At 61.2% G+C, this 14,394-nt stretch carries 14 protein-coding genes; 11 read left to right on the top strand and 3 right to left on the bottom strand.

Features of this window, described 5'->3' with window-relative positions; translation table 11 throughout:
- Positions 1-22: 22 nt before the first annotated feature.
- Both K7H22_RS11960 and rbfA read right to left on the bottom strand, forming a co-directional pair.
- The gene (locus K7H22_RS11960; protein ID WP_419248179.1) at positions 23-775 is read right to left on the bottom strand and encodes a phosphodiester glycosidase family protein; all 753 of its coding nucleotides are present in this window, start codon (positions 773-775) and stop codon (positions 23-25) included.
- Complete coding sequence (gene rbfA, locus K7H22_RS11965) at positions 772-1,161, bottom strand: 30S ribosome-binding factor RbfA (protein WP_230801180.1); 390 nt, start codon at positions 1,159-1,161, stop codon at positions 772-774. The genes K7H22_RS11960 and rbfA overlap by 4 nt, the downstream gene beginning before the upstream one ends.
- Before the next feature lie 102 nt (positions 1,162-1,263).
- Between rbfA and dapB the strand changes: the two genes are divergently transcribed.
- Together dapB and K7H22_RS11975 are read left to right on the top strand one after the other, a co-directional pair.
- Positions 1,264-2,082, top strand: coding sequence for a 4-hydroxy-tetrahydrodipicolinate reductase (gene dapB / locus K7H22_RS11970; RefSeq protein ID WP_230801061.1), 819 nt, complete (start codon positions 1,264-1,266; stop codon positions 2,080-2,082).
- A 117-nt stretch (positions 2,083-2,199) separates the two neighbouring features.
- Positions 2,200-2,577 (top strand): dihydrodipicolinate reductase, encoded by a 378-nt coding sequence (locus K7H22_RS11975; protein ID WP_230801068.1) that lies wholly within the window; start codon positions 2,200-2,202, stop codon positions 2,575-2,577.
- A 52-nt stretch (positions 2,578-2,629) separates the two neighbouring features.
- On the opposite strand, the gene K7H22_RS11980 is transcribed toward K7H22_RS11975, so the two are convergent.
- Positions 2,630-2,833 (bottom strand): DUF1674 domain-containing protein, encoded by a 204-nt coding sequence (locus K7H22_RS11980; RefSeq protein WP_230801069.1) that lies wholly within the window; start codon positions 2,831-2,833, stop codon positions 2,630-2,632.
- Positions 2,834-2,899: 66 nt separating this feature from the next.
- On the opposite strand from K7H22_RS11980, the gene K7H22_RS11985 reads away from it, so the two are divergent.
- The 9 genes from K7H22_RS11985 to K7H22_RS12025 all read left to right on the top strand — a co-directional run bounded on the left by K7H22_RS11985 (position 2,900) and on the right by K7H22_RS12025 (position 14,394).
- Entirely contained in the window at positions 2,900-4,177 is a 1,278-nt protein-coding gene (locus tag K7H22_RS11985) for an RsmB/NOP family class I SAM-dependent RNA methyltransferase (RefSeq protein ID WP_230801070.1), read from the top strand.
- 173 nt (positions 4,178-4,350) lie between these two features.
- On the top strand, positions 4,351-6,099 hold the full coding sequence (locus tag K7H22_RS11990; protein ID WP_230801074.1) for a heparinase II/III family protein: 1,749 nt from the start codon (positions 4,351-4,353) through the stop codon (positions 6,097-6,099).
- A gap of 44 nt (positions 6,100-6,143) precedes the next feature.
- Positions 6,144-7,736: a bifunctional phosphoribosylaminoimidazolecarboxamide formyltransferase/IMP cyclohydrolase gene (purH, locus tag K7H22_RS11995; RefSeq protein ID WP_230801076.1), complete on the top strand. Its 1,593-nt coding sequence runs from the start codon at positions 6,144-6,146 to the stop codon at positions 7,734-7,736.
- 86 nt (positions 7,737-7,822) lie between these two features.
- Positions 7,823-8,293, top strand: a complete 471-nt coding sequence (gene lspA, locus K7H22_RS12000; RefSeq protein WP_230801078.1) for a signal peptidase II — start codon at positions 7,823-7,825, stop codon at positions 8,291-8,293.
- 53 nt (positions 8,294-8,346) lie between these two features.
- A complete protein-coding gene (locus K7H22_RS12005; RefSeq protein WP_230801080.1) occupies positions 8,347-8,868 on the top strand; it encodes a DUF3035 domain-containing protein in 522 nt (173 codons plus the stop codon).
- Between the two features lie 91 nt (positions 8,869-8,959).
- Positions 8,960-10,306 carry a M16 family metallopeptidase gene (locus K7H22_RS12010; RefSeq protein ID WP_419248180.1) on the top strand — a complete coding sequence of 449 codons (1,347 nt, stop codon included), beginning with the start codon at positions 8,960-8,962 and terminating at the stop codon, positions 10,304-10,306.
- Positions 10,306-11,619, top strand: coding sequence for a M16 family metallopeptidase (locus tag K7H22_RS12015; protein WP_230801081.1), 1,314 nt, complete (start codon positions 10,306-10,308; stop codon positions 11,617-11,619). Before K7H22_RS12010 ends, K7H22_RS12015 begins: the two co-directional genes overlap by 1 nt.
- Positions 11,620-11,734: 115 nt before the next feature.
- Positions 11,735-13,252 carry a 2,3-bisphosphoglycerate-independent phosphoglycerate mutase gene (gene gpmI, locus K7H22_RS12020; RefSeq protein WP_230801083.1) on the top strand — a complete coding sequence of 506 codons (1,518 nt, stop codon included), beginning with the start codon at positions 11,735-11,737 and terminating at the stop codon, positions 13,250-13,252.
- Positions 13,249-14,394 carry a murein hydrolase activator EnvC family protein gene (locus K7H22_RS12025; RefSeq protein WP_230801084.1) on the top strand — a complete coding sequence of 382 codons (1,146 nt, stop codon included), beginning with the start codon at positions 13,249-13,251 and terminating at the stop codon, positions 14,392-14,394. Before gpmI ends, K7H22_RS12025 begins: the two co-directional genes overlap by 4 nt.

The raw sequence follows: 14,394 nt of genomic DNA on the forward strand, positions 1-14,394 counted from the left end.
TTTGGTGCGAGATCAAGCGGGGTCAGTCGCTTTTGGGAACCGGTAGGCCCACGATCGGCCCCATACGAAAGCCCGCATCCGAACGGTTCAGCGCAGGCGCGTGCAGACGCGATACATTGCCATCGAAATACAGGGCCTGCGGCAGACCAAGCGCATCGCGGAAGAAGCTACCGAACTGGTGGAACGTGACCGGATTGCGCGAGATCACAAAAACCGCCCTATCCCCTGCGTCCGAGGTGCCGACACCATTGCGAATATACCGCGAAGTGCTGTCGGGCAAAAATCGCGGATGCAATCGCCCGTCAATCACCAGCATTGGCCCAGATTGTGTGGCATCGCGGCAAGCGGGCTGGGTATCACGATAGCGCAATGTCTCGACCACGGTCGCGGTGGTGTCGGTCAGGCAGAGCACGCCATTCGGCAGTAAGCCGAAATTGCCATAGCTTTCCTTGGTCTGGAGGGGGGCAAGCGTCTCGCCGTCCTCGATATACAGGCCGACCGGACGGCGGTCCTGATGATACATACCTGCATTCATAGCGAAGGCCAGAGCCTGCCCATCGGCGTCCAGCGCTGTCTCGATTGTCGAGAAATGCGCGTAAGGCGTGCCCGACGGATCGTTCAGGAAAAGCTGTAGCTTTTCAGTGGCGGGATCGACCTCGCACAGGGCATAGCGAATGCCCTCGTAGGTCATTTCGCGGCAATCAAGGGCCAGGACAGGCGTGCCTGCTGTGACGGCCAACACAAAAGCCCACGGCGCGAACCGGCGCCGCATCATTCGTCAAGGTCGCGCCGGACCTCGTCCTGCGCGAAAAGGCGACGTGTTTCATCCATGCGATCAAAGGTTTCATCCAGTTGAAAGCGCAATTCCGGTGTGAATTTCAACGCAACCTTCTTGCCAATGATACGGCGCAATTCACCCTTGTTGCGGGCCAGCAGTTTGATCACCTCGTCCTTGCCATGACCGCCCAGCGGCAGGACATAGATCGTCGCCACCCGCAGATCCGTGGTGACGCGCACCTCGCCCACCGTGATGGACAGGCGGTTGAGGTCGGGATCATGGATATCGCCACGCATCAGCACCTCGGAAAGGGTGCGGCGGATCAATTCGCCGACGCGCAACTGTCTTTGGCCGGGGCCGGTGGGGGATGTGCTTTTTACCATGACGCTCATCTAAGGCCTCTGGCGGGCTTTGCCAAGCGGCGGTTGCTTGGATATGAGAGGGAAAAGCGGTGCAGCGTCGCGCAGGATGAAGGAGTGTGTGGGATGACGGATTTACCGGGTATCGTGGTGACGGGCGTATCGGGGCGTATGGGTCGGATGCTGGTGCAGGCGATTGCCGACAGCGATCAGGCGCATCTGGTCGGCGCTGTCGAACGGTCGGGACATGAGTGGATCGGGCAGGATCTGGGCACCGCGATGGGGCAGGGTGCAACCGGCGTTGTTGTGACTGACGATCCGCTGGAGGCATTCCGCCACGCGCAGGCTGTGATCGACTTTACCAGTCCGGCTGCCACTGTCGGCTTTGCTGCGCTGGCGGCGCAGGCGCGGGCCGTTCATGTCATCGGCACCACGGGGCTATCCGATACGGATCTCGAGGCGATCAAGGCTGCGGCGCGCCATGCTGTTATTGTCAGGGCCGGCAATATGTCGCTGGGTGTGAACCTGCTGGTCCAACTGACCAAGCGCGTTGCGGCAGCGCTGGACGAGGATTTCGATATCGAAGTGATCGAAGCGCATCATAACCGCAAGGTGGACGCCCCGTCAGGTACGGCCTTGATGCTGGGCGAGGCGGCAGCGATCGGGCGCGGTGTCAGGCTGGAGGATGTGCGCGACGCGGCCCGTGAAGGCATGACTGGTGCAAGGGCGCGCGGCCACATCGGATTTTCCGCGATTCGCGGAGGCGATATTGTCGGCGAACATGATGTGATGTTCGCCGCTGCGGGCGAGCGGGTGATCCTGCGCCATGTCGCGACGGACCGCGCGGTTTTCGCACGCGGCGCTCTCAAGGCGGCGCTTTGGGGGCAGGGGCGGCATCCGGGTGAATACGACATGGTGGATGTTCTGGGGCTTTCGGCACATTAGGTTGGCAGGGATTGGCAAAAAGCAGCCCAGCCTCTCGCGGATGTGATCCTGTTCATGATCCGCAAAGGCTTTCGGCGCGTATACTACCGAAACACCCCTAGCCAGATGAGGCCGATCATGAAGCCTGCCATCCTAATCTCGAGCCTGTTTTTGTCTGTGGCGAATGTCTCTTTTGCCATGGCAGAAGAGTTCACACCCATACCGGACCGGTCGACATTCCTGTCGCAGGTGGTGGGCAAGGATCTGCGACTCAAAGGGTATGGCCCGATCAATGTCAGCCTGACCGTTCTGCCGGACGGCGAGATTGAAGGCCGCGGACTGGGGCGCCCTGTAACAGGTGCTTGGCGCTGGCAGGACGGTTTCTTCTGCCGCGACCTGTATTGGGGTCAGCGCGATCTAGGCCCGAATTGCCAGGCCGTGCAGGTACAGGGCCTGACGGTTCGGTTCATCGCAGACCAAGGCAAAGGCGATTTTGCCGATTTCGCAGTTCAGTAAAGCCCAGCGTGGAGTCCCAGTCTGATTTTGACGTTAGGCCATAGCCCTGCCGTCAGAAATCTATGGCGATGCCCTTTTTCTCCCAGTCGCCGAAGCGCACAGGATCAAGACCGTCACGGCCACCGAATTCCTTCGGCAGTTCTTGTGCATTTGCGGTCCGGCGCCGTTCCTCTGCTTCGGCCAGTGCGCGTTGTGCGGCAGGCGGCAGATCGGCTTCATTCGGGCTTTGATCGGGTGTCGGGATATCGTCTGTCACGTCTGTCTTCCTTCTGGCGGATGCTCTTGATATACGGCGCAACCGCCTGCAAGCAAGGATATCGCGATGCCCGCCCCCATGACCACCCCCCGCCGTGTGGCGCATCATCTGCTGGACCAGATCACGGGTGAGGGACGGTTGATGCCCGAACTTGTGGCTGCCGGAAGCCTTGACCGACTAGACCCAGCAGATCGCGCCCGCGCACAACGGCTGGCGCTGGACACGTTGCGCGGACTGGAACGCGCGGATCGTCTGCTTGAAAAACATCTGCGGAAAAATCCCCCTCTGACAGTGCGGAACATGTTGCGGCTGGCCACTGTAGAAATCTGCATGGGCGGTGACGCGCATGGCGTGGTGAACGAGTCGGTCGCGATTATCGGACAGGACAAACGCGCAGGCGCGCTCAAAGGGCTGGTCAACGCCGTGCTGCGCAAGATCGCGGTCGAAGGGCCTGCGGCATGGGAGAAGCTGCGCGTGCCGCGTCTGCCGAAATGGTTGCGCGCGCCTTTGGTCGAGGCCTATAGGGCGGCCGTTGTCGCGGCGATCGAGTCGGTGCAGTTCGCCACACCGCCACTGGACCTGACACCGAAAGGTGATGCAGCGGCGCTGGCAGAATTGGTCGGGGGGGCGGTGCTGCCGACCGGGTCGGTCAGGCTTTCCACTGCGGGGCAGGTCACGGCCTTGCCCGGTTATGATCGCGGTGACTGGTGGGTGCAGGACGCGGCGGCGTCAATCCCCGCGCGTGTTGTGGCTGCAAGGCCCGGCGAAGCGGTTCTGGACATGTGTGCAGCGCCCGGAGGCAAGACCATGCAGCTTGCAGCAGCGGGTGCACAGGTCACAGCGCTGGATATCTCCGAGGCACGGATGGCGCGGGTTGCGGCCAATCTGGCGCGCACAGGGCTGCAATCCGCGATTGTGGTGGGCGACGCCATGACCCATCAGGGGCAGTATGACGCGATCCTGCTGGATGCGCCCTGTTCGGCGACAGGCACGATCCGGCGGCACCCCGATCTGCCCCATGCTAAGGACGGATCTGATTTTGGTACATTGATCGAGATGCAGACGCAGATGCTGGATCATGCCTTGAGCCTGCTGAAACCCGGAGGGCGGTTGGTTTATTGCACGTGCTCTTTGCTGCCCGACGAGGGCGAATGTCAGGTGGAAGAGGCGTTGGAGCGTCATCCCGACCTGACTGTGGACCGTGATGCGCTGGATCTTGCCGGAATTGACAAGACCTGGATCACCCCTGAGGGTGGTCTGCGTTTGCGCCCTGATTTCTGGGCGGATCAGGGCGGGATGGACGGTTTTTATATCGCCTGCCTGCGGGTTAAAGCTCGCGACTGACGGGTTTTTGTCCGCGTTTCCATGCGGAGCCGGACGCCGTTCGTGTGCGTGAGGCGCCGCGCTACGGATATTTGCAGCAAGAAGAAGCAGAGGCGGGAATTCGGCGGTGACTTGCGCGCATCGTCCCGCTATGGTGCTGCAAAGACGCGTCAATCCGCGCGAGAGGCAGAGCAATGTCACGACCCGACAGCTTTTCAGCGCGTCGCAGGCGCTGGATGCACCGCGTTCACGCAAGGCTGAGCGCGTTGTCGCGCCCTGCCACGGGATTTGTCAGCCAGCCGGAACCCCGCACCATCGGAAGTTTTGCGCGAGGCCGGCAACTGCTGGCCGGCAATTACCTTTTCGCAGGTCATCTGATCGAGGCTCCGGGGCGCACGCTTTGGGATATCGCTGCGCCCGATGACTTGTTCGAGGACGAATTGCACGGCTTTGGCTGGATGGATGATCTGGCGGCGGTCGGCGATGCCAGCACGCGCGCGCTGGCACAGGAATGGCTGTGGGCCTGGATTGCACAATTTGGGCGCGGGCGCGGTCCTGGCTGGACGCCTGATCTGACGGGGCGGCGGGTGATCCGCTGGATCCATCATGCGCTATTCGTGCTGCGTGGACAGGACCGCGACGCCTCGGAAGCGTTTTACCGCTCGCTAGCGCAGCAGGCGATTTTTCTGGGGCGTCGCTGGCGCACGGCCTCGCCCGGATTGCCGCGAATCGAAGCGCTGACAGGTATGATCTATGCGGGGTTGTCGCTGCAGGGGATGGAACGTCTGGTGGACCCTGCCATGCGGGCGCTGGCCAAGGATTGCCGCGTGCAGGTCGATGCACAGGGCGGCATTCCCACACGCAATCCCGAGGAACTGCTAGAAGTTTTCACGCTGCTGACATGGGTTGCCGCCGCGCTGGGCGAGGCAGGACGATCTGTTCCGCCCGATATACTGGCCGCCATCGACCGGATTGCCCCAAGCCTGCGGACATTGCGCCATTCCGATGGCGGGCTGGCACGGTTCCACGGAGGTGGGCGCGGGCTGGAGGGGCGGCTGGATTCGGCGCTGGCCTCGTCGGGTGCGAAGGGGCGGATGCCGGAGGGTCTGTCGATGGGCTTTGCGCGGCTGGGGGCGGGGCGTACCAGTGTGATCGTCGATGCGGCACCGCCGCCGACGGGGGCCGCTTCGGTCAATGCCCATGCCTCGACGCTGGCGTTCGAACTGACATCGGGGCGGCGTCCGGTTGTGGTGAATTGCGGATCGGGCGCTGCTTTCGGGGCCGAATGGCGACGCGCCGGACGCGCAACGCCCAGCCATTCCACATTGACGCTGGCGGGATATTCCAGCGCGCGGCTTGGCAAAGCCAAAGGCGGTGTGCCGGGGCGTGCAGAATGGCTGATGGATGCCCCGCGCAACGTGCCGGTCGAGATGTCGCAAGCGCCTGACGGTATCCGGTTTCAGGGCGGGCATGACGGCTATCTGCGCACGCATGGTCTGACCCATGCGCGCACACTGGAGATGACCTTCGATGGCAGTGGGCTGGCGGGCGAAGACTTGTTGATTGCGTTGAACGGTGCAGGTCAACGGACATTCGACCGTCAGATGGATGCGGTGCGATTGCAGGGGCTGCCTTTTGCCCTGCGCTTTCATCTGCATCCCGAGGTCGAGGCCGAGCTTGATATGGGTGGCACGGCTGTCTCGCTGGCGCTGAAAAGCGGCGAGCTATGGGTGTTTCGCCATGACAGCCGTGCGGAAATGTCGGTCGAGCCGAGCGTTTATCTGGAAAAAGGCCGCCTTGCGCCGCGTGCGACCAAACAAATCGTTTTATCCGGTCGCGCGATGGACTATGCGACCCGCACCCGGTGGTCTCTGACCAAGGCGCAGGATACACCGATCAGTATCCGCGACCTGAACCGGGACGAGATGGATGTGACAACCTGAGCTTTTGCATCGTAAGAGCCGAACCACCCCGGGGGCCAAGACCTATGACGACCAACCTGCATCCGGTGCGCCGCGCACTGATTTCCGTATCCGACAAAACCGGCCTGCTGGATCTGGGGCGCGCCCTTGCCGCGCGCGGGATCGAGTTGCTGTCTACCGGCGGATCGGCAAAAGCGCTGCGTGAAGCGGGGCTGGTGGTCAAGGATGTGGCAGATGTCACGGGGTTTCCGGAAATGATGGACGGGCGCGTCAAGACGCTGCATCCGGCGGTCCATGGCGGTTTGCTGGCATTGCGCGACAACGAGGCCCATCAGGGTGCGATGGTGATGCACGGGATCAAGGAAATCGACCTGCTTGTGGTCAATCTTTATCCGTTCGAGGAAACTGTAGCCAAAGGCGCGGATTACGAGACCTGCATCGAGAATATCGACATCGGCGGCCCTGCGATGATCCGCGCGGCTGCGAAGAACCATGCATTCGTGAACGTCGTGGTGGATGTCGAAGATTATCAGCCGCTGATGGAGGAACTGGCCGCAAATGACGGGGCGACCTCGCTGGCTTTCCGCCAGAAGCTGGCACAGACCGCCTATGCAAGAACCGGTGCTTATGATGCGGCTGTGTCGACTTGGATGGCCGCCGCGATCGGCGAGGCATCACCGCGCCGCCGCGTTGTGGCAGGCAAGCTGGCGCAAGGCTTGCGCTATGGCGAAAACCCGCATCAGGGGGCGGCCTTCTATGTTGATGGCAGTGCGCGGGCAGGTGTTGCGACGGCAAAGCAACTGCAGGGCAAGGAATTGTCCTATAACAACATCAACGACACAGACGCGGCATTCGAACTGGTCAGCGAGTTTTTGCCCGCTGATGGGCCGGCATGTGCGATCATCAAACACGCCAATCCTTGTGGTGTGGCGCGCGGGACGACATTGCGCGAGGCTTACGGGCGCGCCTTTGATTGTGACCGCACCAGTGCTTTCGGCGGGATCGTCGCACTGAACGCGCCGCTGGATCTGGCAACAGCTGAGGAGATCTCGCAGATCTTCACTGAGGTGGTGATCGCGCCGGGGGCCGATCAGGGTGCGCGGGACCTGTTCGCGGCCAAGAAGAACCTGCGTCTGCTGATCACGCCGGGACTTGCCAATGCAGCCGAGGCCGCGCTGACATGGCGTCAGGTCTCGGGCGGGTTTCTGGTGCAGGACAAGGATAACGGGCAAGTCCTGCCCGCCGATCTAAAAGTGGTGACAAAACGCGTGCCAAGTGATGCGGAACTGGCGGATCTGCTGTTTGCGTGGAAAGTGGCCAAGCATGTCAAATCGAATGCTATCGTCTATGTGAAGGATGGCGCGACCGTGGGTGTCGGTGCCGGACAGATGAGCCGTGTCGACAGTTGCCGGATCGCGGCGCGCAAGGCGCAGGATATGGCAGGGGCTTTGGGCCTGTCTGCACCGCTGACACAGGGCTCGGTCGTGGCGTCGGATGCGTTCTTTCCCTTTGCCGACGGTTTGCTGACAGCCGCTGAAGCCGGGGCAACGGCTGTGATCCAGCCGGGCGGGTCGATGCGCGATGACGAGGTGATTGCCGCAGCGGATGAGGCCGGTCTGGCGATGGTGTTCACGGGGATGCGCCACTTCCGCCATTAAGGCGCAAATCTGCGCGGCGCAGGGATGTTTGAGACAAGAAGAAAAGTCGGCAGACCTGTCGGGGTCACGGCAGGCAAGGAGGGTGGATGAGGCTGGTATTCTGGGTGGCTGCGGTGATCTTTGTTGCCGATCAGGTTGTGAAATACCTTGTGGTCCACATTCTGGACCTTGCCTTTGTGGGGGCGATAGATGTGTTTCCGCCCTATCTGAACCTGCGGATGGCATGGAATTACGGAATCAATTTCGGCCTTTTCGCACAGGCCTCGGATTCTGTGCGCTGGGTGCTGATCGCCGTCGCGCTGGTGATTTCAGCCGGTGTTTTGTGGTGGATACGCAAAGACCCGCCGGGACGCTGGGGGCTTGTTGCGGCGGGATTGCTTGTTGGCGGGGCGCTTGGCAATGTCGTGGATCGTGTGATCTACGGGGCTGTAGCGGATTTTCTGAACATGTCCTGCTGCGGGATCGAGAACCCCTATGCGTTCAACATCGCGGATATCTCGATTTTTGCAGGGGCGTTGGGCCTTATTCTTTTTACTTCCGAGAAAAAGGCCCCGTGACGATTGGCTGTCGATGGTCTAATGCTGGAAGCGAAAATGTCAGGAGGGTGGCAATGCGTCTGCCGCATGGGATAATCTTGGTCGCCATATTGGCTCTTTCGGCCTGCACGGAACGGCAGGGCGATTTGAACCTGCGGAATCTCGGCACGCCAGAGGCGGGGCCGGACGAGTTTTCTGTGCTTCCGGGCAAGCCACTCGAGATGCCCGAGCAACTGGCCAGTTTACCTGAACCTACGCCTGGCGGTGCGAATCTAACCGATCAGAATCCGTTGGCTGACGGTGTCGCGGCTTTGGGCGGGCGGCCCGGTACGCTTGTCGCACAGGGGCCGTCCGGCGCGGACTCAGCGCTGGTGCAGCACGTCGCGCGTAACGGGGTGAATGGCGATATCCGTATGACACTTGCCGCGGAGGATGAAGAATTCCGCCGCCGTCGCTCGCGCCTGACGCAATTCCGGCTGTTCCGTGATGTCGACCGCTATCACGAGGTCTATTCCGGGGAGATGACAGATCCCGCTGCCGAACTGCGTCGCTTCCGCCGTTTGGGTGTGGCGACGCCTTCGGCTCCCCCGTTCTGACAGGGCTGGCGCGTCACACTTGCGTCAACCCGACTTGAAGCGCGGCGGGGATCGCTTACCCTTGAGGCGTCATGTCAACAGGAGGACCGCCGTGTTTCGTCTGACAGCCCTTGTTTTGGGACTCTCTCTGGCATTTGTGCTTTTGCAGCCAAGCGCAGTGCTGGCCGATGATCAGGTCACGCATTTCACGCTGGAAAACGGTATGGATGTGGTGGTGATCGAGGATCACCGCGCCCCTGTCGCGGTGCATATGGTCTGGTATCGTGCTGGCTCGGCGGATGAGCCTGCGGGCGCATCAGGTATCGCGCATTTTCTGGAACATCTGATGTTCAAGCGCACCGAGAACATGGAGTCCGGTGAATTCTCGCGCACGGTGGCCAGCAATGGTGGGCGCGACAACGCTTTTACCAGCTATGATTATACTGCCTATTTCCAGCGTGTTGCAGCCGACCGTCTGGGTCTGATGATGCGGATGGAAGCTGACCGCATGGTCAATCTGCAACTGGACGATTCCGAGATCGCCACCGAGCGCGAGGTGATTATCGAAGAGCGCAACCAGAGGGTCGAGAACAGCCCCGCTGCGTTGTTTCGTGAACAAAAGGACGCGGTGCAATATCTGAACCACCGCTACGGTGTGCCGATTATCGGCTGGCGGCACGAAATGGTGTCGTTGGACCGCGATGATGCGCTGGCGTTTTACGACCGATTCTATGCCCCCAATAATGCCATCCTTGTTGTGGCGGGCGATGTCACGCCCGACGAGGTGCGCGCGCTGGCCGAGGAACATTATGGTGTGATCCCCGCCAATCCAGACCTGCCCGAACGGGTGCGCCCGTCCGAGCCGCCCCAGACAGCCGAGCGCCGTATGATCTATCGTGATGCGCGGGTGGCCCAGCCCTATGTCAGCCGGTCCTATCTTGCGCCCGAACGCGATAGCGGGGCGCAGGAAGACGCGGCTGCTTTGACCATCCTAGCCGAGGTGCTTGGTTCGGGCACAACATCCGTGATGTCCGAGGCGCTGCAGTTCGACAGCCAGATCGCCACTTTCACAGGGGCTTTTTACGGTGGCATGTCGCTGGATAGCACGACATTCGATCTTGTGGTGGTTCCGTCCGAGGGTGTCAGCCTTGAAGAGGCCGAAGCGGCGATAGACAAAGTGCTGGCCGATTTCTTGGAAACAGGTGTCCATGCCGAAGATCTGGACCGGATCAAGATGCAGTTGAAGGCGTCGCAAATCTATGCCCGCGACAGCGTTGAATCTCTTGCCAATCGCTATGGCAGGGCGATGACGCAGGGACTGACGGTTACGGATGTTCAGGAATGGCCCGATCTGTTGCAGGCCGTGACAGCGGATGATGTTCTTGCGGCGGCGCGTATGGTGTTGGACCGCCGACAAGCCGTGACGGGCTGGTTGATGGCCGAGGAGGTGACACAGTGATGTTGCGTTTGATATTGCCGTTCTTGCTGGCTTTTGCGGCGCTGCCGCTGCGGGCCGATGTTGCAATCAAGGAGGTCGTCAGCCCCGGCGGGATCACAGCATGGCTGGTCGAGGATCACACGATCCCCTTTACTGCGCTGGAGATACGGTTCCGCGGCGGCGCTTCGGTCGAGCCTGCGGAAAAGCGTGGCGCGACGAATCTGATGGCCGCCTTGCTGGAAGAAGGCGCGGGCGATCTGGATGCGCGCGCTTTTGCCCGCACCCGCGACGGGTTGGCCGCGTCGTTCCGGTATTCCGTTTCGGATGATGCGGTATCGGTTTCAGCGCAGTTCCTGACGGAAAACCGGGACGCGGCAGTCGAATTGCTGCGTGCATCGCTGGTAGCACCGCGTTTTGATCAGGATGCGATCGAACGTGTGCGGGCGCAGGTTATCTCTGGCCTGCGCTCGGACGAGAAGGACCCGCGTTCTCTGGCGACGCAACGGTTTGACGCCACGGTTTATGGCGCGCATCCCTATGGCTCTTCGCTGGATGGCACAATCGAGACTGTCAGCGCCCTGACGCGCGAGGACCTGGTGGCCGCTCATAAAGATAGCATGGCGCGTGACCGGATCTATGTCTCGGCTGTCGGTGATATCACAGCTGAAGACCTTGCAGCGCTTCTGGACAGTTTACTGGGCGAACTTCCTGAAACCGGTGCAGCGATGCCGGTTGCTGCCGAATTGAACTTTCCCGGTGGTGTCGATGTTGTGGAATTCCCCACGCCGCAATCTGTCGTGCAATTTGCCCAAGCCGGTGTCGCGCAGCAGGACCCGGACTTTTTTGCCGCCTTCGTGCTGGATCACATTCTGGGTGGAGGCGGATTTGAAAGCCGTTTGATGACCGAGGTGCGCGAAAAGCGCGGTTTGACCTATGGTATCTATACCTATCTGGCTGACCGCGACCACGCGCAGATCTGGGGCGGTTCGGTCGCATCTGCAAATGACAGGGTAGCCGAGGCCCTCGAGGTGATCCGCGCCGAATGGGCGAAGATGCGTGGCGAAGGTGTGACGCAGCAGGAGTTGGACGCGGCCAAGACCTATCTGACGGGGGCCTATCCCTTGCGGTTCGACGGCAATGGCACGATTGCCAATATCATCGTCGGCATGCAGATGAACGGGTTTCCCATCGACTATGCCGCGACCCGCAATGACAAGGTCAATGCGGTTAAGCTTGAGGATATCAACCGCGTCGCGGCAACGCGACTTGATCCCGAAGCGCTGACTTTCGTTGTGGTGGGGCAGCCGGAAGGTCTGGGGGCTACATCGAACTGAGGACGCCCAACCAAAAGTTGTTTGCGCGGTTTCGCGGCTCTCTTCTGTCTGAAAGCGGTTCACCCCTGCGTCACAACAGGCTAAGAGGCACCGTATCACGCAGGAGACTTGGAAGATGACGATCCCGAAACCGGTTGTTCTGTGCATTCTGGACGGTTGGGGCCACAGAGAAGATCGCGCCGCCAATGCGCCCGCGCTGGCGCATACGCCGACATTCGACAGGATCATCGCGACTTGCCCGCATAACCTTTTGATCACGCATGGCCCCGATGTGGGCTTGCCGACCGGTCAGATGGGCAATTCCGAGGTGGGGCATACCAATATCGGCGCGGGCCGTGTCGTCGCAATGGATCTGGGGCAGATCGACCTTGCGATCGAAGATGGATCGTTCTTTGCCAATGAAAGTCTGCTGGCCTTCATCGCGGCCCTCAAGGTTTCGGGTGGTACGGCGCATTTGCTGGGTCTTTTGTCGGATGGTGGCGTGCACGGGCATGTCAGCCATATGTTGGCCGCAGCCCGCACGATCGCCGAGGCGGGCGTTCCTGTTGCGCTGCATCTGATGACTGACGGGCGCGATGTGGCCCCTCGATCGGCTTATGGCTATCTGGAACAGTTGCAGGAGGCGCTTCCTCAAGGGGTGCGTATCGCCACGCTGACGGGGCGGTATTTCACGATGGACCGCGATAATCGCTGGGAACGCGTGGCCGAAGCCTATGGGGCGATGATCCTTGGCAAGGGAATGCGGGCGACCAATGCACATGCGGCGGTTACAGCCGGATACAACCGTTCCGAAAGCGATGAATTCATTACGGCAACCGTGATCGGCGATTACAGCGGCGCCCAGGATGGCGACGGGTTCTTTTGCCTGAACTTCAGGGCAGACCGCGCGCGCGAAATCCTGAGTGCGGTGGCTGATCCTGCCTTTGATGCGTTTGACACAGGCGCTAGACCCCGCTGGGCGGCGCTTTTGGGAATGGTGGAATATTCCGAGGCACACAACGCTTTCCTGTCCACGGTATTCCCTGCGCGCGAGATCACCAACACTTTGGGTGAATGGGTGGCCAAGCATGACAGGCGACAGCTTCGTCTGGCCGAAACCGAAAAATACCCGCATGTGACCTTTTTCCTGAACGGTGGCGAGGAGCAGCCCGAACAGGGCGAGGATCGCTATATGGCTCCCTCACCCAAGGTGGCGACCTACGATTTGCAGCCGGAAATGTCTTGCGACGAGGTGACAGACCATTTCGTGCAGGCCATCCATGACAGGTATGACCTGATCGTGGTCAATTATGCCAATCCCGACATGGTCGGGCATACCGGCGATCTGAAAGCCGCGATTGCAGCTTGCGAGGCTGTGGATCGCGGCCTTGCCCGTGTTGTCACTGCACTCGAGGCACAGGGTGGTGCCATGATCGTGACAGCAGATCACGGCAATTGCGAGGTGATGGTCGATCCCGAAACCGGCGGGCCGCATACTGCGCATACGCTGAACCCCGTGCCGGTGGCCCTTGTCGGCGGACCCAAGGGCGTTACACTCAGATCAGGCCGGTTGGCCGATCTGGCGCCCACATTGCTGGCGCTGATGGGTTTGCCAAAACCGCCCGAGATGACCGGAGAGAATCTGATCGTATGATCCGCACCGCTGGCCTTGTCTTTTTGATGATGGTTCTGATGCTGACGCATGCGTCAGCGCAGGAGCAGAGCGAGGCAGCCATGGCGGCGCGTGCGGCATCGGAACGTCTGGGGCAGGCTACGCGGCAACTGGATGCGGCGCAATCCGCACGCGACCGTGTGCGCGCCCTGACAGAAACGGTGTCGGCTTTCGAGGACGGACTAGAGGCGATGCGCGACGGATTGCGCCGCGCCAGCCTGCGCGAAGCGCGGCTGACCCGCGAGTTGCAGGCCCGCGAAGGTGAAGTGGCACAGCTTCTGGGAGTCTTGCAAAGTATGGGAACACGGCCCTCGCCTGTGATGTTGTTGCATCCGGCGGGGCCCTTGGGAACAGCCCGTTCCGGCATGATTCTGGCGGATGTGACACCTGCCCTCAATGCCCGCGCGCATGATCTGCGCTCAAGGCTGGCCGAAATCACGACCTTGCGCCTGTTGCAGCAGAACGCCGTTGAAACGTTGCAAAACGGCCTGAACGGTGTGCAAGAGGCGCGCACGGCGCTGTCGCAGGCTGTGGCGGAACGCACCGATCTGCCGCGCCGCTTTACCGAAGATCCGGTGCGAACCGCCATACTGATTTCCTCGTCCGAGACACTGGAAAGCTTTGCAAGCGATCTGTCAGAGATCACAACCGACGAGGATCGCAGCGACCTGCCTGACATATCGGGCTTGCGCGGGACGCTTCCCCTGCCAGTACAGGGCCAGATGCTGCGACGCTATGGCGAGGCCGATGCGGCTGGTGTTGCGCGTCCGGGGGTGTTGCTGGCGACACGTCCGCGAGCCTTGGTCACGTCGCCCACAGCGGCCACGATCCGCTATCGCGGCCCGCTTCTGGACTACGGAAACGTGATGATACTGGAGCCTCAAGCGGGCACTCTTTTCGTGCTTGCCGGACTGGATGTGGTCTATGGTGAAATCGGACAAGTCATTCCCGCCGCAAGCCCGATCGGGCTGATGGGCGGGCAGGAAGCGGAGATTGGCGAGATTATCGCGAATTCTGGCAATGGGACTGGCACAGGGCGGCCGGAAACGCTCTATATCGAAGTCAGGCAGGATGATGCGCCGGTCGACCCGGAAGCATGGTTTGCAACGCAAGAGGAAGACTAG

The sequence above is a fragment of the Seohaeicola saemankumensis genome (assembly GCF_021021435.1).
GTDB lineage: Bacteria > Pseudomonadota > Alphaproteobacteria > Rhodobacterales > Rhodobacteraceae > Seohaeicola.